Raw genomic sequence first — 19,175 nt, 5'->3', positions numbered from 1 at the left:
ACGAATTCAGTGAGTCGGAGGTTTTTTCGTATGACCACTTCGTTGCAACCTGCTTATGCCCTGGTCCCCGGTGCAAACCTGGAGGCCTACGTACACACGGTCAACAGCATCCCTTTGCTGACCGTCGAGCAGGAGCGTGAACTGGCCGAGAGTCTCTACTACCAGCAGGATCTTGAGGCGGCTCGGCAAATGGTGCTCGCCCACCTGCGTTTTGTCGTGCATATCGCCCGCAGTTACTCGGGTTACGGGCTGGCCCAGGCTGACCTGATCCAGGAAGGTAACGTTGGCCTGATGAAGGCGGTCAAACGCTTCAATCCGGAAATGGGCGTTCGTCTGGTGTCGTTCGCCGTGCACTGGATCAAGGCCGAGATCCACGAATTCATCCTGCGTAACTGGCGGATCGTCAAAGTCGCGACCACCAAGGCTCAGCGCAAGCTGTTCTTCAACCTGCGCAGCCAAAAGAAACGTCTGGCCTGGCTGAACAACGATGAAGTGCATCGTGTAGCCGAAAGCCTGGGTGTAGAGCCGCGTGAAGTCCGCGAGATGGAAAGCCGCCTGACCGGTCAGGACATGGCCTTCGACCCAGCCGCTGAAGCGGACGACGACAGCGCCTTCCAGTCTCCAGCCAACTACCTGGAAGACCACCGTTACGACCCGGCCCGTCAGCTTGAGGATGCCGACTGGAGCGACAACTCCACCAGCAACCTGCACGAAGCCCTGCAAGGCCTGGATGAGCGTAGCCGCGACATTCTCTACCAGCGCTGGCTGGCCGAAGAAAAGGCCACCCTGCATGACCTGGCTGAGAAATACAGCGTGTCGGCTGAGCGTATTCGCCAGCTGGAGAAAAACGCGATGAACAAGGTCAAGGCGCTGATCGTCGCCTGAGACCGCCTTAGCGGCCCAAACCCATCGTTGGCAAGCCAACTCCCACACCGCCTTGTGCAATCCAGTGGGAGCCAGGCTTGCCTGCGATACAGGCGCCGTAAACCGGCTGCCCTGCAGAATCATGCGCTCGCTACGTTGACGTAGGCGCCGGCCCTACCGACGACACCGGCATCCCATCCAATACGCCTTCAACCAATGCCTTGGCCATTTCCGCCGAATGCAGCACCGACCACAACATCCCACGCCCGGTTTCTTCGGCATGGTGCTGACAGTAGTAGTCGGTAACGTCACGGATACCACGCAGCAATAGGGTCGCATGAACCAGCGCGTCTTCGGCCTGGACACCGCTGCAAACGCTGAACATCGGAGGATGACTGGACTGGCAGGTGCCAAAAGGGATGGCGACAGTGGTGCCAAGGGCGGGAGGTGGATCGGGGACGATTTTTTTCATGGTGCACTCCTGTACCTGATGAAGGAGCTGCCATCCGATCTTTCTCACGAGATAGGGTGGCAGCCGTACGCGGGGTGAGAAACCGAGGATACAGGAGCTCGGCCAGACCGAAATCTGCCCGCGCACGGCTACCATGACATAACGCCATAAAGGACTGCGCCCTGTATCTGACTTCCGGGTTCTCACGCCCGATCACTAAACGTTCAGTGACAGGTCGAAACTAATACCGAGACATCCACAGGACAAGCACCCCAGGGCGACAGCGCTCGTAGGATAGTTCCTAAATTCTAGAATTACAGTAGCCCGTGACACCGGTTAGCTAACGCTTCAACGCTTCGCAACACTTTTTATTCCAAAAACAACTAAGCAAATTCCATTTCGATATAAATTCGTCAGTTTTCATGCTGTTAGCATTTCTGTTCGCAATCGCACACAGAAGCGATGCCCCTGCTTTGTTCTGGAGCTTCAATGAATCTGCCGTTAACCCTTAACCTGCTGGCGTTCCTCGCATTGCTGCTAGGCCTGGCACAAACCCGTAACAGCACCTGGAGCCTGGCGAAGAAGGTCCTCGCGGGCCTGATCCTCGGCGTACTGTTCGGAACCGCTCTGCATGCCATTTATGGCGCCGGCCACCCGGTGCTCAAGGCCACCCTCAGTTGGCTCGATCTGGTCGGTAACGGCTATGTGCAGTTGCTGCAGATGATCGTCATGCCGCTGATCTTCGCGTCGATCCTCAGCGCTGTGGCCCGTTTGCACAACGCCTCGTCACTGGGCCGGATCAGCTTCCTGACCATCGGCACCCTGCTGTTCACCACGGCCATTGCCGCGCTGATCGGCATCGTGCTGACCAACCTGTTCGGCCTGAGTGCTGAAGGGCTGGTCGCCGGCACTCAGGAAATGGCGCGCATGCAGACCATCCAGAGCGATTACGCCGGTAAGGTCGCCGACCTGAATATCCCGCAATTGCTGCTGTCGTTCATCCCGCAGAACCCGGTGGGTGATCTGGCCCGGGCCAAGCCAACCTCGATCATCAGTGTGGTGATCTTCGCGGCCTTCCTCGGCGTGGCCGCGCTGCAGCTGCTCAAGGACGATGCGGAGAAAGGCAACCGTGCCCTGGCGGCCATCGACACCCTGCAAGCCTGGGTGATGCGCCTGGTTCGCCTGGTGATGAAACTGACCCCCTACGGCGTGCTCGCACTGATGACCAAGGTGGTGGCCAGCTCGAACCTGGACGACATCCTCAAACTGGGTAGCTTTGTGGTGGTGTCCTACATCGGCCTGGGGCTGATGTTCGTGGTGCATGGCCTGTTGCTGTCGCTGAGCGGCGTCAACCCGCTGCGTTTCTTGCGCAAGGTCTGGCCGGTGCTGACCTTCGCCTTCACCAGCCGCTCCAGTGCAGCCAGTATTCCGCTGAATATCGAAGCGCAAACCCAGCGCCTGGGCGTGCCGCAGTCGATTGCCAGCTTCGCTGCCTCGTTCGGCGCCACCATTGGTCAGAACGGCTGTGCCGGCCTGTACCCGGCAATGCTGGCGGTAATGGTTGCACCAGCGGTGGGCATCAACCCGCTCGACCCTCTGTGGATCGCAACCTTGGTAGCGATTGTGACCCTGAGTTCGGCCGGTGTGGCGGGCGTGGGGGGCGGAGCTACCTTCGCCGCGCTGATCGTGCTGCCAGCGATGGGCTTGCCTGTGGAACTGGTGGCGCTGCTGATTTCGGTAGAACCGCTGATCGACATGGGCCGCACAGCGCTGAACGTCAGTGGCTCCATGACAGCGGGCGTGATTACCAGCCAGATGATGCAGCAGACCGACAAGGCACTGCTGGCAGCGGATGAACACGCGGCGCTGTCAAATACCTGAGTTGGGCATCAGCGCCTACAAGGCCTTCTCCCAGACCTCGAAGTGATACGCCGGGGTCTGTTCATTGGCCGGGTTTTCCTGGGTGGATGCCAAGCGCCAGTGCGCAGCATCAAACTCAGGGAACCAGGCGTCCCCTTCCGGGCTCAACTCGACCCGGGTCAGGTACAAGCGATCTGCCAGACCACGCGCCAGCGCCTGGGTGTAGAGCTGCGCACCGCCGATCAGCATCAGCTCGTCCACACCCTGCTCACGCGCCCAGGCGTCGGCACGGGCGATGGCCGCCTCCAGCGAATCGAACACCTCGGCACCTTCCAGTGTCAGCCCGGGCTGGCGGCTGACCACCAGGTTGAGCCGGCCCGGCAATGGTCGACCGAGCGAATCCCAGGTCTTGCGACCCATGATGATCGGCTTGCCCAAAGTGGTGGCTTTGAAGTACTTGAAATCCCCCGGCAGGTGCCAGGGCATGCGGTTGTCGATGCCGATCACACGGTTCTCGGCGAGCGCCGCGATCAGGCTGAGGGGAAGTGATGTTTTCATGTCGGCGAGGATAGCAAAGCCCGCTGTGCCACGCCTGGGTTATGCTCTGGACTGACGTGATCAATGGACTTTTGCGTGACTGGACTGACAGACCTGGACAAACGCTGGCTTACCGAAGCGGTACGCTTGCGCGAAGAACACGCCGGCCCTCTGGACGATCAGGAGGCTAATCGCCGTGCCCGCCAACTGGGGGGCGACCTCGCAACGCGGATCGAAAACCGTGCGCTCTGGCTGGCTGAACGTGACGGCATGCGTGCCGCGCTGCTGCACTGGAAACAGGGCGCGCGACTGGCCCTGCTGGTGCTGCTGGCGGTGGCTGTGCTGAGCGGTGCCGGTTTGGCCTTTGCCGCGCTGGGCGACGGCCAGCGACCGGTGAATGTGTTCTGGGCCGTGGGCAGCCTGCTCGGGGTCAACCTGCTGCTGTTGCTGAGCTGGGCCATGAGCTTTTCCCTGGCTGGCGAGCAAGGTGCAAGCCTGGGCCGTGTGTGGCTATGGCTGAGCGAAAAGCTCGCCCGTGACGCGCAGGCGGTGCATCTGGCGCCGGCCTTACTGCTGTTGTTGCAACGCCAGCGGCTCAACCGCTGGCTGCTCGGGGCACTGGTCAACGGCCTCTGGCTATTGGCACTGGGCAGCGCCCTGCTGGTGCTGCTGGTACTGCTGGCAACCCGCCGTTATGGCTTTGTCTGGGAGACCACCATCCTCGGCGACCAGACCTTCATTGACCTGACCCAGGCACTCGGTGCCTTGCCGGCACTGCTGGGTTTCAGCGTACCGGACGTGGCCATGATCCGCGCCAGCGGCGTCAGCCAGCCGGTGCTGGAACTGGCCCGTCAGGCGTGGGCCGGCTGGTTGCTGGGCGTGCTGGTGGTCTACGGCCTGCTGCCGCGCCTGCTGCTGGCCGCGACCTGCCTGTGGCGCTGGCGACGTGGCCGTCAGCACCTGAGCCTGGACCTGCAACTGCCGGGCTACAGCACCCTGCGTGAGGCCCTGATGCCCAGTAGCGAACGCTTGGGGATCAACGACCCAGAACCCGCGGCCATGCCAGAGGTCACTCGTCTGGCCGACGCGGAACACAGCGCAGGCGCCCTGCTGGTGGGCCTTGAGCTGGACGACCAGCGCCCGTGGCCACCGGCGCTACCCGCCAGCGTCGTGGATGCCGGCATCCTCGACAGCCGCGAGTCGCGCAACAGGCTGTTGGAACAACTGAGCCGCTTCCCCCCTGCACGTCTGGCGATAGCCTGCGACCCACGCCGCTCGCCGGACCGTGGCAGCCTGGCGTTGATCGCCGAACTGGCGCGCAGCGCCGGGGCCACGCGGATCTGGCTGATGCAAGCGCCGCCTGGGCAAGCACTGGACAGCGAGCGACTGGGCGACTGGCATCAGGCGCTGGAAAAACTTGACCTGAGGTTCGCCGACACGGCGCCCTTGCACTGGCTGGAGCATGGCCATGACTGAGCCCTTGAAGCTGGCCGTGGTCGGCCACACCAACGTCGGCAAGACCTCACTGCTGCGCACCCTCACCCGCGATGTGGGGTTTGGCGAAGTGTCACACCGGCCCAGCACCACCCGCCACGTGGAAGGCGCACGGTTGTCGGTGGCGGGCGAGCCCCTGCTGGAGCTTTACGACACACCGGGCCTGGAAGACGCCATTGCCCTGCTCGACTACCTCGAACGCCTGGAGCGGCCCGGCGAACGCCTCGACGGCCCGGCACGACTGGAGCGCTTTCTGCAGGGCAGCGAAGCCCGCCAGCGTTTTGAACAAGAAGCCAAGGTGCTGCGCCAGTTACTGGCCAGCGATGCCGGGCTATACGTGATCGATGCCCGCGAGCCGGTGCTGGCCAAATACCGCGATGAACTGGAGGTGTTGGCAGGCTGCGGTAAACCGCTGCTGCCGGTGCTCAATTTCGTCGCCAGCAGCAACCATCGTGAACCGGACTGGCGCGAAGCGCTGGCCCGTTTGGGGCTGCATGCGCTGGTGCGCTTCGATAGCGTGGCCCCACCGGAAGATGGCGAACGCAGGCTTTATGAGAGCCTTGGCATTCTGCTGGAAAGTGCCCGCCCGGCCCTGCAGCGCTTGATCGACGACCAACAGGCGCAGCGCGAAGCGCGTCGTCACAGCGCCCGCCAACTGATCGCCGAGCTGCTGCTCGACTGCGCAGCCTGTCGCCGCAGTGTAGTGGCAGACCCCACACAGGAAGCGGCGGCTATCGAGCAGTTGCGCCAGACCATACGCCAACGTGAACAACGTTGCGTCGACGCCTTGCTCAAGCTCTATGCGTTCCGCAGCCAGGATGCCAGCGCCGAGGATCTGCCGTTGCTCGACGGACGCTGGGGCGATGACCTGTTCAACCCGGAAACCCTCAAGCTGCTAGGTGTTCGCCTGGGTAGCGGCGTGGCGGCGGGAGCGGCCGCAGGTGCGGGCGTTGACTTGCTGGTAGGTGGCCTGACCCTGGGGGCGGCAGCATTGGCTGGCGCCATTGCCGGCGGCGCGCTGCAGACCGCACGCAACTATGGCTCGCGCTTGCTGGGCAAGCTCAAAGGACAACGTGAACTGACAGTGGACGACGGTGTGTTACGCCTGCTGGCCTTGCGTCAGCGCCAGCTGGCCCAGGCGTTGGACAGCCGTGGGCACGCAGCACAGGCGCGCATCACACTGGGCACACCACAGGACAACAGCTGGCGTGACGGCAAGCTGCCCGAAGCCCTCAACAAGGCTCGGGCGCACCCGCAGTGGTCATCGCTCAACGCGGGGGCGCGGCTGAGCCAGGCAGAGCGCCTGGAGCAGCTTGAAGCCTTGGTGCAAGAGCTGTAGGCCCTGTCACTTACTGCTGCGCCACCTTTTCCGACTTGCCGTCATAGCGCTTGCGCCATTCAGCCAGGATGCCGTCACGGTTTTTCGAGGCCCAGGCGAAGTCGTTCTTGATCAGGCGCTGTTCATAGTCGGCTGGCAGTTCGGTCTGCGGCTTGGCGATGCCCGGCTGAGCCAGTACGGCGAAGTTTTCCTTGTACAACTCCATCGCTGCCGGGCTGGCGGAGAAGTCGGCCAAGCGCTTGGCGGCTGCTTCATGCTGGCTGCCCTTGAGTACGGCAGTAGCCTCGATCTCCCAGCCCAGGCCTTCTTTTGGCAACACGATATCCAACGGCGCACCTTGGCGCTTGAGCTGAACCGCCGGGTACTCGAAAGAAATTCCAATCGGGAATTCACCGGCCGCGGCCAACTTGCAGGGTTTGGAACCGGAGTGAACGTACTGGCCGATGTTCTGGTGCAGAGCGTCCATGTACGCCCAGCCCTGTGGTTCACCAAAGGTCTGCAACCAGGCGCTGACGTCCAGGAAGCCAGTGCCGGAGGACGCAGGGTTCGGCATGACGATCTTGCCCTTGTATTCCGGCTTGGTCAGGTCCTGCCAGCTCAGAGGCTTGCTCAGGCCCTGCTTCTCGGCCTCGATGGTGTTGAAGCAGATGGTCGCCGCCCAGACGTCCATGCCAACCCAGGCCGGTGGATTGGCCGCGTCGCGGTAGTTGCCACCGATCTTTTCCAGGTCTTTGGGGGCGTAGTGCTGCAGCATGCCCTGCTGGTCAAGAACCGCCAGGCTGGAGGCCGCCAGGCCCCAGACCGCATCGGCTTGTGGGCGATCCTTTTCCGCCAGCAGCTTGGCGGTAATGATGCCGGTGGAGTCACGTACCCATTTGATCTCGATATCCGGGTTGGCCTTCTCGAAGGCCTGTTTGTAGGTCTTCAACTGCTCGGCTTCCAGTGCGGTGTACACCGTCAGTTGAGTCGTAGCGGCCTGGGCCTGCACAGTCATGGCAGTGAGGACGGCAGCGGCAAGAGCAAGTGGCTTGAACATGGTGCGGTTCCTTGAGCGGTACAGGTTAGAGGGTGATCAGTGGCCTGGCGCACGCTGGCGCCAGGCTTGGGAGCGTTGCAGCAGGCCGCGCGAGGCCCAGGCCAGCAGCAGCGAGACGGCCGCGCTGGTCAGCAGAATCAGGGTGGACATGGCCGCCGCGCCGCCGACGTTGCCGGCATCGTCCATGTTCAACACAGCGACGGCGGCGAGGATGGTGTCGGGGCTGTAGAGGAAGATCGCCGCCGACACCGTGGTCATCGCCGAGACGAACAGGTAGCGAATGATGTCCAGCAGTGCGGGCAGGCAGATCGGCACAGTCACCCGCAGGAAATGCCGGTACAGCGGCGCCTTGAGCGACAGTGCGGCGGCCTCGAACTCGCCGTCGAGCTGGCGCAGTGCGGTGGTCGCGGGTTTTCTCCATCAGGTAGGCTCCGGTGAAGATCACCACACTGCCAATCAGTGCCACACCCAGGGCCATGGTCAGGCTGTTGCGATAAGCGAGCCAGCCGCCACCGGCGGTGTCGTCGAACTGGTAGTGCTTCAGCGAAAGCGACAGGTTGTAAGGCCAGAACTTCACCAGCGACGAGTAAACCGCCATACCTACCACCAGCAACAGGATCGCGCACACCAGCAGTACCAGCGCCAGGAACCAGCCATCGCGCTGCCGCGATGGCGCCGGCAGGAACACCTGCGCCCGACCACTCATTGCATCGCCCTGACGGCGGCGCAACCAGGCATCGACCGCGAAGCTGAACAGCGCTGGCAGCAACAGCACCATACCGATCAGTGCGCCGCGACCGAACTGCTGCTGCCCCACTACCGCCTTGTAGGCTTCCAGCGCCAAGACCTGATAGTCGCCACCCACGACGACCGGCACACCGAAGTCCGTGATGGTCAGGGTGAATACCAGGCAGAACGCGGCGAAGACCGCCTGCCGGGTTGCAGGCCAGGTAATGCTGTGGAACGCCCGCCAAGGGCCTGCGCCCATACTGGAGGCTGCATCGAACAACCGTGCATCGGCCAACGACAGTGCCGACAGCAGGATCATCAGGGCATGAGGAAAGGTGTAGATCGCCTCGCCAAGGACAATGCCCCAGAAGCCGTAGATGTTGTCGTTGAGCAGACCGCGCAGCAGCCCCTGGTTACCGAACAGGTAGACCAGCGCAATGGCCGGCAACATCGACGGCGCCAGCAGTGGCAACAGCGAAATCCCGCGCCAGATCGACTTGCCCGGAATCAGCGTGCGCTGCAGGGCATAGGCGAACAGGTAGGCCACGGGCACGACGATGGCTGCCACGCTCAGCGATACCTTGAGACTGTTGCCCAGCAACCAATGGAAATTCGCGCTGGTCACCAGCTCAATGGCCGCCGTCAGGCCGCCGCCCTGCCCGGCCTCGCTGCTGAAACCACGCCAGAAAATCGCAAGCAGCGGCAGCAGGACACCGACGGTCAACAGCAGCAGCAACAGCACCTTGCCGCCGACCACGAACAGGCGATCACCCCGTGCGATACGGGCCGTTTGAGTGCGGGACGCCTGAGCGCCCGACAGTGCGATTGGCGCAGCCATCTCAGGCAAACACCTGCAGGCTGCGCGGTGGCAGGGCGACCCAGATGTCCTGTGAACCCAGGCGCGGCATGGCCTCCGGCGCGACTTCCGCCAACAGCGGATGGCCAGGCAGTTCGTTGAACTCAAAGCTCATGCGGCAGCGGTTGCCGAGGAACGTGATCTCCCGCACCCGGGCCGGGAACAGGTTTTCTTCGTGGGTCGGCGGGTTGACACTGATCGCCTCGGGGCGGCAGAACAACCGACCGCTGCGGGCCTGGCTAGCGCCTTGGTCGAGGCGCATGTTCATCGAACCGACCTGAGCATGGCTGTCGCTGCTGCGCTGGAACGGCAGCCAGTTACCCTGGCCGACGAACTCGGCCACAAACGGGGTGGCCGGTTTGTCATAAATCGCCTGCGGGGTGGCGTACTGCTCAACCTGCCCGTTGTTCATCACGGCAATGCGGTCGGCCATCAGCATGGCCTCGTCCTGATTGTGAGTCACCATCAGGGTGGTGATGCCAAGCTGACGCTGCAATTGGCGTAACTCGCTGCACAAGTGCTCACGCACACGGGCGTCGAGCGCCGACATTGGCTCATCGAGCAGCAACAGTGAGGGGGCTGGCGCCAGGGCACGCGCCAAGGCAACGCGCTGCTGCTGCCCGCCAGAGAGTTGCCCGGGGTACTTTTTCTCGCTGCCCGACAGGCCCACCAGTTCCAGCATCTGCGCTACACGCTGGCGCACTTCATCACGGCCACTGCCGCTCAGGCCATAGGCAATATTGGCTTCGACCGTGAGGTTGGGAAACAGCGCATAGGACTGGAACAGAATGCCGTAGTCCCGCGCCTGCGGTGGCAGGTCGGAAATATCACGATCACCGATGTACAGCGTGCCACGGTCCTGGCGCTCCAACCCGGCGATGCAACGCAGCAACGTGGTCTTGCCGCACCCGGAAGGGCCAAGCAGGCAGACCAGTTCGCCTGCGGCGATATCCAGGGATACATCCTGCAGTGCAGTGAAAGCACCGAAGCGTTTGTGGATGCCGCGCACCTTCATCTGTGCGCCAGGGTTTACGAGTGGGTTGTTCATGGCAGGGCCTCACCGAGCAGATGAGGGTCATGCTAGGAGGCGAATGCGAAGCTTCTGTGGCGCGCAGGCAAAAGCTACCGATAGTGGTATAGGCAGATTTGGGTTAACTGCCATTGCCAGCAAAGCCGCACCTTTTGCAGCGGCGGGGTGCCCGTGGGTGCGCAGCGCCTGCATCGCGGGCAAGCCCGGCTCCTACAGGGATAGGCGCAGCAGGCTTGCCTTGGCCTACAGGTCGCAGGCCGCGACTTCTTGGGCGAGGCCAAGAAACGCTGCGGGCAGGCGGGCCTGGCGCCGTTCCTTCAGGCAATAGAGGTATTCGTACATGTGCGGAGCGCCCTCCAGGGTCAGCACGCGCAATTCCGGGTTATGCGGCACTTCATGGCGGGCAATGATGCTGATGCCGATGTTGCGCAGCACCCCCTCGCGAATCGACTCGCGACTGCCGATTTCCAATAACGAACCCGCCTTCACCCCGGCATCGGCCAGCATCTGTTCAGTCAGGCGACGCGTCGTGGAACCAAGTTCACGCATCAGCAGGCAGTGCCCGCTCAAGGCGCTGAGCGGCACAGACCCGCGATTGGCCAACGGATGATTGCGGTGCACCGCCACCACCAGCGGGTCGGTGCCAAGCACCCGCCGCACCAGCCGGGCATCTTCGAGTAACTGCGAGGACGCCGCGAGGTCTACTCGGTAGTCTTCCAGTAACTCCAACACCTGTTGGGAATTGCCGATTTCTACCGAAACCTCAACCTGCGGCAAGCGTTCACGGAAGATCTTCACCAAGTCGAGAATGTAGTACGGCGCCGTCGCGGCGATGCGCAGGGTGCCCTGGGCCTGGCCGCTGTTACGCAGGAAGAACTCGATGTCCGCTTCCTGCTGCAACAGCACCTTGACCATCGGCAACAGACGCGCACCGTCGTCACTCAAGGTCAGGCGACGACCGCCACGGTAAAACAACTCAACCCCGTACTGGCTTTCCAGATTGCGGATCTGCGTGGTCACGGTCGGTTGGCTGAGCCCGAGCTTCTTCGCCGCCAGGGTAATGCTGCCCAACCGCGCGACCATGTAGAACGCTTTCAACTCGGCACTCAACATACATCCTCATTTTCTCAGCAGACGTAGACCGTTGAAGACCACCAACAGACTGACGCCCATATCGGCAAACACGGCCATCCACATGGTCGCCATGCCAGCAAAGGTGATGCCCAGGAAGATCGCCTTGATCCCCAGCGCCAGCACGATGTTCTGCTTCAGAATCGCCGCGCTGTTGCGCGAGAGCCTGACGAAGGCCGGGATTTTGCGCAAGTCGTCATCCATCAACGCCACGTCGGCCGTCTCGATGGCCGTGTCGGTGCCGGCTGCAGCCATGGCAAAGCCAATTTCGGCCCGTGCCAGTGCCGGAGCATCGTTGATACCGTCGCCGACCATGCCCACCCGATGACCTTTGCTGTAGAGGTCTTCAATGGTCTTGAGCTTGTCGGCGGGCAACAGGTTGCCGTAGGCCTGATCGATGCCCACCTGGGCGGCAATGGCCTCGGCGGTATGCGGGTTGTCGCCGGTCAGCATGACGGTGCGAATGCCCAGTTCGTGCAATTGAGCGATGGCCTCACGGCTGCTGTCCTTGACCGTGTCGGCCACGGCAAACAACGCCACCGGGCCGGAGCCGTCAAGCAACAGCACGACACTTTTGCCCTGGCGCTCCAGAAGATCGAGACGGGCTTCCAGTTGCGGCGAGCACAGGCCAAGGTCTTCTACCAGCCGATGGTTACCCAGGTGGTACAAGGTGCCCTCGACCTGCCCGCGGACCCCTCGCCCCGGCAGGGCCTGGAAGTCATGAACCTCATGCACGACGATGCCCTGCTGTTCGGCCTGCTGCGCTACCGCATGGGACACCGGGTGGTCGGAACGGGCGGCGAGGCTGGCGGCGATGCGCTGCGCGGCGCTTTCGAACAGTGGATCGAGCAGTTGGAAATCGGTCTGCACCGGTTTGCCGTGGGTTAGGGTGCCGGTCTTGTCCAGGGCCAGGAAATCAAGCTTGCGGCCGCCCTCCAAGTACACGCCCCCCTTGATCAGAATGCCCTTGCGCGCAGCAGCGGCCAGGCCACTGACAATCGTCACAGGGGTAGAAATCACCAAGGCACAAGGGCATGCGACCACCAGCAAGACCAAGGCCCGGTAGATCCAGTCGAACCACGCGGCTCCGGTGAACACTGGCGGCACGACCGCTACAAGCAGGGCAAGGGCAAACACCACGGGGGTGTAAATGCGCGAGAACTGATCAACGAAGCGCTGCGTCGGAGCACGCGCACCTTGTGCCTGCTCCACGGCCTTGATGATCCGCGCCAGGGTCGATTGACCGGCGGGCGCTGTTACACGGAACTCCAAGGCCCCACCCTGGTTGATGGTGCCGGCGAACAGTTTGTCGCCCGGCCCTTTCTCGACGGGCAGGCTTTCGCCGGTGATCGGTGCCTGATCGACGCTGGATTGCCCCAGCAATACCTCACCATCCAAACCGATACGCTCACCGGGACGAACCCGTACACGGGCGCCCAACGCCACGTGTTTGACCTCCATCTCCAGCCACTGGCCATCAGCCTGCTGCACGGTGGCGCGGTCAGGGCTCAACTGCATCAAGCCGCCGATGGCGTTACGCGCACGGTCCAGCGAGCGGGCCTCGATCAGCTCGGCCAAGGTAAACAGGAACATCACCATCGCCGCTTCCGGCCACTGACCGATCAGCACTGCACCGGTCACCGCGATGCTCATCAGGGCGTTGATGTTCAGGTTGCGGTTTTTCAGGGCGATCCAGCCCTTCTTGTACGTACCCAAGCCGCCACTGAGGATCGCCACCAACGCAACCAGTGCCACCACCCAGTTCGGCGCGGCCGCCGTGAAGTGAATGACTTCCGCCACCAGGGCCGCGACGCCAGAAAGCGCCAGCGGCCACCAGGGCTTCTTCGCCGTTACACGCGGCTCATCCTGCGTCTCGGCGTTCTCTGTCAGCGGTTCGGCCTGCATGCCCAGGCCAGCGATGACCTGCTCGATAACCTTCGCCTCAACCAGGGTATGCCGCACGCCAAGCACGCGGTTGATCAAGTTGAATTCCAGTTGCTCGATCCCCGCCAGTTTGCCCAGCGCGTTCTGGATAAGGGTCTGTTCGGTCGGGCAGTCCATGGCCTCGATCCGAAAGCGGCTCAGGCGAGCGTTGGCACTGCTCGCCTCGCTCAATTGAATCAGCGCCGGCGCCTCGGCAGTCGAGCAACAGGCATGGCCGTGCGCTTGATGGCCATGAGCGTGGTCATTGTCGTGGTCATCATGCGCCTTATGGGCGTGGTTGTGGCTGACAGGCTGGTGCATACGGTTCATCCCTAAAGGTCCTGTTGCCAAGTACACACCCTGTAGCCACTATAGGGTCAAGCAACCTGCCAGGGAATGTGCAATGAAAATCGGTGAACTGGCCAAAACGACTGACTGCCCGGTGGAAACCATCCGCTACTACGAGCGCGAAGGCCTGCTGCCAGAGCCTGCGCGCAGCGAGGGTAATTACAGGCTCTACACCCAGGCACATGTCGAGCGCCTGACCTTTATCCGCAACTGTCGAACCCTCGACATGACCCTGGATGAAATCCGCAGCCTACTGCGTCTGCGCGACAGCCCGGAGGCCCAGTGTGAAAGCGTCAACGCGCTGATCGATGAGCATATTCAGCACGTCAAGGCCCGGATCGACGGGTTGCTGGCCTTGCAGGAGCAGTTGCTGGAACTGCGCCAGCATTGCCACGCCCAAGAGGAACAGTGCTCGATCCTGCAGCATCTGGAGGTCAATGGGGCAGTCACCGCGCCGGGCGCAGAGCATTCACACGTAGGCAGCAGCCACGGCCACTGATGGCCCTCACAGTGCCTGGGGATTAACCGCCAACTGCGCCTTGACCGCCTCTGCCTGCTGGCGCAGGGCGTCCTCGAACAGGCTGACCAACTGTGAAGGTGGCCGATGCAGGGGTTTGACGATATTCACGGTAAAGGGAATCGGCACCGTGAAGGGGCGGATCTGCACACCCTGGCCAACGAAGTCCAGGGCAGTCAGCGGGTTGACGATCGCCAGGCCAATCCCCTCGCGGACCATTGAGCACACCGATGCCGCACTGTGGGTGTCCAGTACCAAGCGCCGCTCGACCTGCGCTTGCCGGAAAATTTCGTCGATCTGCTGCCGGTAGGTGTCCAGCGTGGACAGGCTGATAAAGGGTTGCCCGGAAAAGTCGGCGGGCGCCAGGCGTTGCTTTTCCAGCAACGGATGCCCGTTGGGCAATACACAGACCTCATCCACAGTCATCAGCGGCGATAGCACGGTGCCAGGCGGCGTGCTGCTCACCTCGGTCAGGCCGATGTCGTGCCGCTGCGCGGAGAGCCATTCTTCCAGCAAAGGCGATTCTTGCTGGCTGATGGTGACACTGGCCTTGGGGAACTGCGCCAGAAAGCGCTGGCAGGTCTTGGGCAGCAGCGACTGGGAAAACACCGGCAGGCAAACAATCGACAACTGCCCCTGCTCGAACTCGCGCAGGGCGTCCACCGTATTGAGAATGCGATCAAGGCCAAAGTAGGCCCGCTGCACCTCCTCGAACAGCGCCAGCGCCTGTGAGGTCGGTCGTAACCGACCACGGGCCCGCTCGAACAGCTTCAAACGGGACAGTTGCTCGAAACGCGCCAGTTCACGGCTGACGGTCGGCTGCGAGGTGTGCAGCATGGCAGCGGCCTCAGTCACGCTGCCCGAGGTCATGACCGCACGGAAAACCTCAATGTGACGCAAGGAGATGGACATGGGCCGCTCGGGAGATCGAAAGCCATATCATAAATGAATGACCTCACGGCAAATTGATATTTTATGCCGCCCCCACCTTTCTCCATGATGCAGGCCATCCACGCCCCGCCACACCGGGGCCGCGCCATACCCCAGGGAGAACCTCATTGGAACACGCCGCCGCACAACGTCCAGGCCCATGCCGGACCACCGCCATCACCGATAGCATGCTGACCCGGTTGGCCGCCGAACACGGCACCCCACTGTGGGTGTACGACGCCCAGGTAATTCGTCAGCGCATCCAGCAACTGGCGGGCTTCGACACCATCCGCTTCGCCCAGAAAGCCTGCTCGAACCTGCATGTACTGCGCTTGATGCGTGAAGCGGGGGTAGCGGTTGATGCCGTGTCACTCGGTGAAATCGAGCGCGCACTCAAGGCCGGCTTCAAAACCGGCCGCACCTCAGGTGCTGCCGAAGTGGTGTTCACCGCCGATCTGTTCGACCGGGCCACCCTGAACCGCGTGGTAGAAACGCAGATCGAGGTAAACGTGGGCTCGATCGACATGCTTGAGCAACTGGGCGAGCGCTCCCCTGGGCACCGGGTCTGGCTGCGCATCAACCCGGGCTTCGGTCACGGCCATAGCAACAAGACCAACACCGGCGGTGAAAACAGCAAGCACGGAATCTGGCACGAGCAGCTACAAGAGGCGCTGGCCCAGGTTCGCAAATATCAGCTGCATCTGGTCGGCCTGCATTTCCATATCGGCTCGGGCGTGGACTACTCCCACCTGCAGCGAGTATGCAGCGCCATGGTGGAACTGATTGGCCGCCTGGACCACGACATCGAAGCGATCTCTACCGGTGGCGGGCTGTCAGTGCCTTACCGCGATGGCGAGCAGGCCGTAGACATCGCGCACTACCTCACGCAGTGGCGTGAAGCCAAACAGCAGATCGAGCAGCAGTTGGGTCACCCGGTGCGCCTGGAAATCGAGCCGGGCCGTTTCCTGGTGGCCGAGTCCGGCCTGCTGGTAGCTGAAGTACGCGGAACCAAGCCGATGGGCAGCAACCACTTCACCCTGGTCGATGCCGGCTTCAATGACCTGATGCGCCCCTCGATGTACGGCAGCTACCACGAAATTTCACTGATTCCACAGCCCGGCACCGCGCAGGCGCCGCGTCCGCCGCGCGCTACCGTGGTGGCAGGCCCGTTGTGCGAATCCGGTGATGTGTTTACTCAGCTTGAAGGCGGCATTGTCGAATCGCGCCTGCTGCCGTCGGCTCAGGTGGGGGATTACCTGGTGTTCCATACCGCCGGCGCCTATGGCGCGTCGATGTCGTCGAACTACAACAGCCGCGGGCATGCCGCTGAAGTACTGATCGACGGCGAGGCCAGTCGGTTGATCCGCAAACGCCAAAGCCTTGAGTCGTTGCTGGCGCTTGAACTGGACGCCTGAGGCTGTAACCAAACACAACACAGGCCGCAATAGCCTGTGTTGTGAGGCGGCGGTCAAACCGCCATTGGCGCGGTCATCGGCGCGTGGTGCTCGTAGCCTTCAAGGCTGAAGTCGCTCGGCTCGATCAGTTCCAGCCACTCGGGCTGGTAAATACCCGTCTTGGCGAATTCCGGCACACGGTCGGAGATCACCAGCTTCGGCGCGGCCAGTGGTTCGCGCTTGAGCTGCTCGTTGAGCATGTCCAGGTGGTTCTCATAGACGTGCGCATCGCCAATGAAGTAAGTGAACCAGCGTGGCGTGTAACCGGTCAGACGGCCCACCAGCGACAGCAGTGCGGCGCCTTCGGTGAGGTTGAACGGTGTGCCAAGGCCCAGGTCGTTGGAGCGGATGTAGAGGGTCAGGGAAATTTCCTTGGTCTCGACATTCGGGTGGAACTGGTACAGCAAGTGGCACGGCGGCAGAGCCATCTCGTCAAGCTGGGCACAGTTCCAGCCGTGGAACAGGATGCGTCGGCTGCCTGGGTCATTGATGATGGTGTCGACGCACTGGCGAATCTGGTCAATGGCCTTGTACAGCACCACAAACGCCTCACCGTCTTCCTCGGCTTCGGCAATCGTCTGGAAGCCCTGGCTTTGAGCGAGCGCGATGGCAGCCGGGTTACTCAGCGCAATACGCTTGTACGCCGGCCACTGGCGCCATTGCACGCCGTAGATTTCACCCAGGTCGTCGGCGCCCTGACGGAACGGGTTGGCCAGCCACTGCGCATTCTCGTTGGCGTTCTGGTCCCAGACCTTGCAGCCCAGTTCGCGGAACTGCGCAGCGTTCTTCACCCCGCGCAGGAAACCGACCATCTCGCCAATGGCTGACTTGAACGCCAGGCGGCGGGTGGTGATGGCCGGGAAGCCCTCCTGCAGGTCGAAACGCAGCATGGCACCGGGGAAGCTGATGGTGCGGATGCCGGTACGGTTGCCCTGCAGGGTGCCGTGCTTGATCACGTGGGCGACCAGTTCTAGATATTGCTTCATGACTTACCTGTTTCAAAACAGGCAGAGGCGCACCCCTGCCTTACACATTTAAAGCGCAGCGCCCTTGGCGGTCGGCGCGCGGCGATAGGCCCACCAGATCAACCCGATACCACCGAGGATCATTGGTACGCAAAGCAGTTGGCCCATGGTCAACCAACCAAACGCGATGTAGCCCAGTTGCGCATCGGGCACGCGGACGAACTCGACGATGAAGCGGAAGATGCCGTAGAACAGCGCGAACATACCGGAGATGGCCATCGTCGGGCGTGGTTTGCGCGAATACAGCCAGAGAACCAGGAACAATGCCACACCTTCCAGTGCAAACTGGTAAAGCTGCGACGGATGGCGCGGCAATTGTGCTGGATCACTGAAGGGCGGGAAGACCATGGCCCACGGCACATCGGTCGCCTTGCCCCACAATTCGCCGTTGATGAAGTTGCCGATACGCCCCGCACCCAGGCCAATCGGTACCAGCGGTGCAACGAAGTCCATCAGCTCAAAGAACGACTTGTTGTTGCGCTTGCCGAACCACAGTGCCGCCAGCATGACGCCGATAAAGCCGCCATGGAACGACATGCCGCCCTTCCAGACTTCGAAAATCAACGCGGGATTGGCCAGGTACGCACTCAGGTCATAGAACAGTACATACCCCAGGCGGCCACCGACAATCACCCCCATGGACAGCCAGAACACCAGGTCGGAAAGCTTTTCGCGGCTCCAGGTCGGGTCGAAACGCTTCAACCGGCGCGATGCCAGCAGCCAGGCGCCGCCGATGCCGATCAGGTACATCAGGCCGTACCAGTGGATTTTCAGCGGCCCGATGGCCACGGCCACGGGGTCGATATTCGGATAAGGCAGCATCAAACGTCCTCTATTCTTAAAGCAAAAAGCTCAGGCCGACACAAAACAACAGTGCGGCAAACAGCCGTTTCAGCAGGCGGGGCGACAGCTTGTGGGCCAGCCGCGCACCAAAACGGGCAAAAAACATACTGGTCAGGGCAATACCCAACAGCGCCGGCAAATACACGAACCCGAGACTATGCGCTGGCAACAACGGGTCGTGCCAGCCCAGAACCATGAAACTTAGCGCACTGGCCAGGGCAATCGGGAAGCCGCAGGCCGATGAAGTCGCCACCGCCTGCTGCATCGGCAGGCTGCGCCAGGTCAAAAACGGCACGGTCAGCGAGCCGCCGCCAATGCCGAAGATCGCCGAGGCCCAGCCGATCACACTGCCGGCAGCGGTAAGGCCGGCTTTGCCAGGGATACTGCGGCTGGCCTTGGGCTTGAGGTCCAGCGCCATCTGCAGGGCAATGATCAGGGCGAACACACCAATGATCTTTTGCAGGTTCGGGCCCTGGATCGCCGAGGCGGTTTTCGCACCAATGCCGGCGCCGATCAGGATCCCAAGGGTCATCCAGATGAAGATCGGCCACTGCACCGCGCCTTTGCGATGGTGTTCGCGAATGGCATTGACCGAGGTGAAGACGATGGTCGCCAATGAGGTGCCGACCGCCAGATGGGTCAATACCGAAGCGTCAAAGCCCTGCGCGGTGAAACTGAAGACCAATACCGGCACGATAATGATGCCGCCACCAACGCCGAACAGCCCGGCCAGCACGCCTGCACAGGCACCCAGCACTAGATAGAGCAGGAATTCCATTGTCGCCCCCGGAAAATTCTGTCCGGCATG

General features: G+C 62.3%; 16 protein-coding genes and 1 pseudogene. 6 read left to right on the top strand and 11 right to left on the bottom strand.

Going from position 1 to position 19,175, the window contains the following annotated elements:
- Positions 1–30: 30 nt before the first annotated feature.
- On the top strand, positions 31–885 hold the full coding sequence (gene rpoH, locus UIA24_RS03645) for an RNA polymerase sigma factor RpoH (RefSeq protein WP_065757982.1): 855 nt from the start codon (positions 31–33) through the stop codon (positions 883–885).
- Positions 886–1,015: 130 nt separating this feature from the next.
- Here rpoH and UIA24_RS03640 read toward each other — a convergent pair whose 3' ends face one another.
- Complete coding sequence (locus tag UIA24_RS03640; protein ID WP_330522207.1) at positions 1,016–1,336, bottom strand: DUF3077 domain-containing protein; 321 nt, start codon at positions 1,334–1,336, stop codon at positions 1,016–1,018.
- A gap of 468 nt (positions 1,337–1,804) precedes the next feature.
- On the opposite strand from UIA24_RS03640, the gene UIA24_RS03635 reads away from it, so the two are divergent.
- Entirely contained in the window at positions 1,805–3,196 is a 1,392-nt protein-coding gene (locus tag UIA24_RS03635; protein ID WP_330522206.1) for an L-cystine transporter, read from the top strand.
- A 15-nt stretch (positions 3,197–3,211) separates the two neighbouring features.
- Here UIA24_RS03635 and UIA24_RS03630 read toward each other — a convergent pair whose 3' ends face one another.
- Positions 3,212–3,733 (bottom strand): dihydrofolate reductase, encoded by a 522-nt coding sequence (locus UIA24_RS03630; protein ID WP_099773317.1) that lies wholly within the window; start codon positions 3,731–3,733, stop codon positions 3,212–3,214.
- 63 nt (positions 3,734–3,796) lie between these two features.
- Between UIA24_RS03630 and UIA24_RS03625 the strand changes: the two genes are divergently transcribed.
- Positions 3,797–5,188 (top strand): DUF2868 domain-containing protein, encoded by a 1,392-nt coding sequence (locus UIA24_RS03625; protein ID WP_102053203.1) that lies wholly within the window; start codon positions 3,797–3,799, stop codon positions 5,186–5,188.
- Positions 5,181–6,545 carry a GTPase/DUF3482 domain-containing protein gene (locus UIA24_RS03620; protein WP_330522205.1) on the top strand — a complete coding sequence of 455 codons (1,365 nt, stop codon included), beginning with the start codon at positions 5,181–5,183 and terminating at the stop codon, positions 6,543–6,545. Before UIA24_RS03625 ends, UIA24_RS03620 begins: the two co-directional genes overlap by 8 nt.
- Before the next feature lie 10 nt (positions 6,546–6,555).
- Here the strand turns inward: UIA24_RS03620 and UIA24_RS03615 are convergent, their stop codons facing one another.
- The 5 genes and pseudogenes from UIA24_RS03615 to UIA24_RS03595 all read right to left on the bottom strand — a co-directional run bounded on the left by UIA24_RS03615 (position 6,556) and on the right by UIA24_RS03595 (position 13,571).
- Complete coding sequence (locus tag UIA24_RS03615) at positions 6,556–7,581, bottom strand: putative 2-aminoethylphosphonate ABC transporter substrate-binding protein (RefSeq protein WP_099773314.1); 1,026 nt, start codon at positions 7,579–7,581, stop codon at positions 6,556–6,558.
- Between the two features lie 36 nt (positions 7,582–7,617).
- A pseudogene (locus UIA24_RS03610) lies at positions 7,618–9,148 on the bottom strand (ABC transporter permease subunit).
- 1 nt (position 9,149) lies between these two features.
- Entirely contained in the window at positions 9,150–10,214 is a 1,065-nt protein-coding gene (locus UIA24_RS03605) for a putative 2-aminoethylphosphonate ABC transporter ATP-binding protein (protein WP_330522204.1), read from the bottom strand.
- 225 nt (positions 10,215–10,439) lie between these two features.
- A complete protein-coding gene (locus tag UIA24_RS03600) occupies positions 10,440–11,309 on the bottom strand; it encodes a LysR family transcriptional regulator (RefSeq protein WP_065757991.1) in 870 nt (289 codons plus the stop codon).
- A 6-nt stretch (positions 11,310–11,315) separates the two neighbouring features.
- Positions 11,316–13,571 (bottom strand): heavy metal translocating P-type ATPase, encoded by a 2,256-nt coding sequence (locus tag UIA24_RS03595; protein WP_330522361.1) that lies wholly within the window; start codon positions 13,569–13,571, stop codon positions 11,316–11,318.
- Positions 13,572–13,653: 82 nt separating this feature from the next.
- On the opposite strand from UIA24_RS03595, the gene cadR reads away from it, so the two are divergent.
- Positions 13,654–14,097 (top strand): Cd(II)/Pb(II)-responsive transcriptional regulator, encoded by a 444-nt coding sequence (cadR, locus tag UIA24_RS03590; RefSeq protein WP_330522203.1) that lies wholly within the window; start codon positions 13,654–13,656, stop codon positions 14,095–14,097.
- A gap of 6 nt (positions 14,098–14,103) precedes the next feature.
- On the opposite strand, the gene UIA24_RS03585 is transcribed toward cadR, so the two are convergent.
- Positions 14,104–15,027 (bottom strand): LysR family transcriptional regulator, encoded by a 924-nt coding sequence (locus UIA24_RS03585; protein ID WP_065757993.1) that lies wholly within the window; start codon positions 15,025–15,027, stop codon positions 14,104–14,106.
- Positions 15,028–15,221: 194 nt separating this feature from the next.
- Here UIA24_RS03585 and lysA point away from each other — a divergent pair, with 194 nt between their 5' ends.
- Entirely contained in the window at positions 15,222–16,460 is a 1,239-nt protein-coding gene (lysA, locus tag UIA24_RS03580; RefSeq protein WP_330522360.1) for a diaminopimelate decarboxylase, read from the top strand.
- Positions 16,461–16,513: 53 nt separating this feature from the next.
- Here the strand turns inward: lysA and UIA24_RS03575 are convergent, their stop codons facing one another.
- The 3 genes from UIA24_RS03575 to UIA24_RS03565 are packed head-to-tail and all read right to left on the bottom strand — an operon-like array spanning position 16,514 to position 19,145.
- Complete coding sequence (locus UIA24_RS03575; RefSeq protein WP_330522202.1) at positions 16,514–17,485, bottom strand: thymidylate synthase; 972 nt, start codon at positions 17,483–17,485, stop codon at positions 16,514–16,516.
- Between the two features lie 48 nt (positions 17,486–17,533).
- Positions 17,534–18,346, bottom strand: coding sequence for a prolipoprotein diacylglyceryl transferase (gene lgt / locus UIA24_RS03570; RefSeq protein ID WP_102053227.1), 813 nt, complete (start codon positions 18,344–18,346; stop codon positions 17,534–17,536).
- A 16-nt stretch (positions 18,347–18,362) separates the two neighbouring features.
- Positions 18,363–19,145 (bottom strand): sulfite exporter TauE/SafE family protein, encoded by a 783-nt coding sequence (locus UIA24_RS03565; protein ID WP_099773310.1) that lies wholly within the window; start codon positions 19,143–19,145, stop codon positions 18,363–18,365.
- Positions 19,146–19,175 lie beyond the last annotated feature (30 nt).

This window comes from Pseudomonas sp. AL 58, assembly GCF_036348395.1.
GTDB lineage: Bacteria > Pseudomonadota > Gammaproteobacteria > Pseudomonadales > Pseudomonadaceae > Aquipseudomonas > Aquipseudomonas defluvii.
Note: the sequence above shows the minus strand (reverse complement) of the source record. Positions and strands in the feature narration are given on the sequence as shown.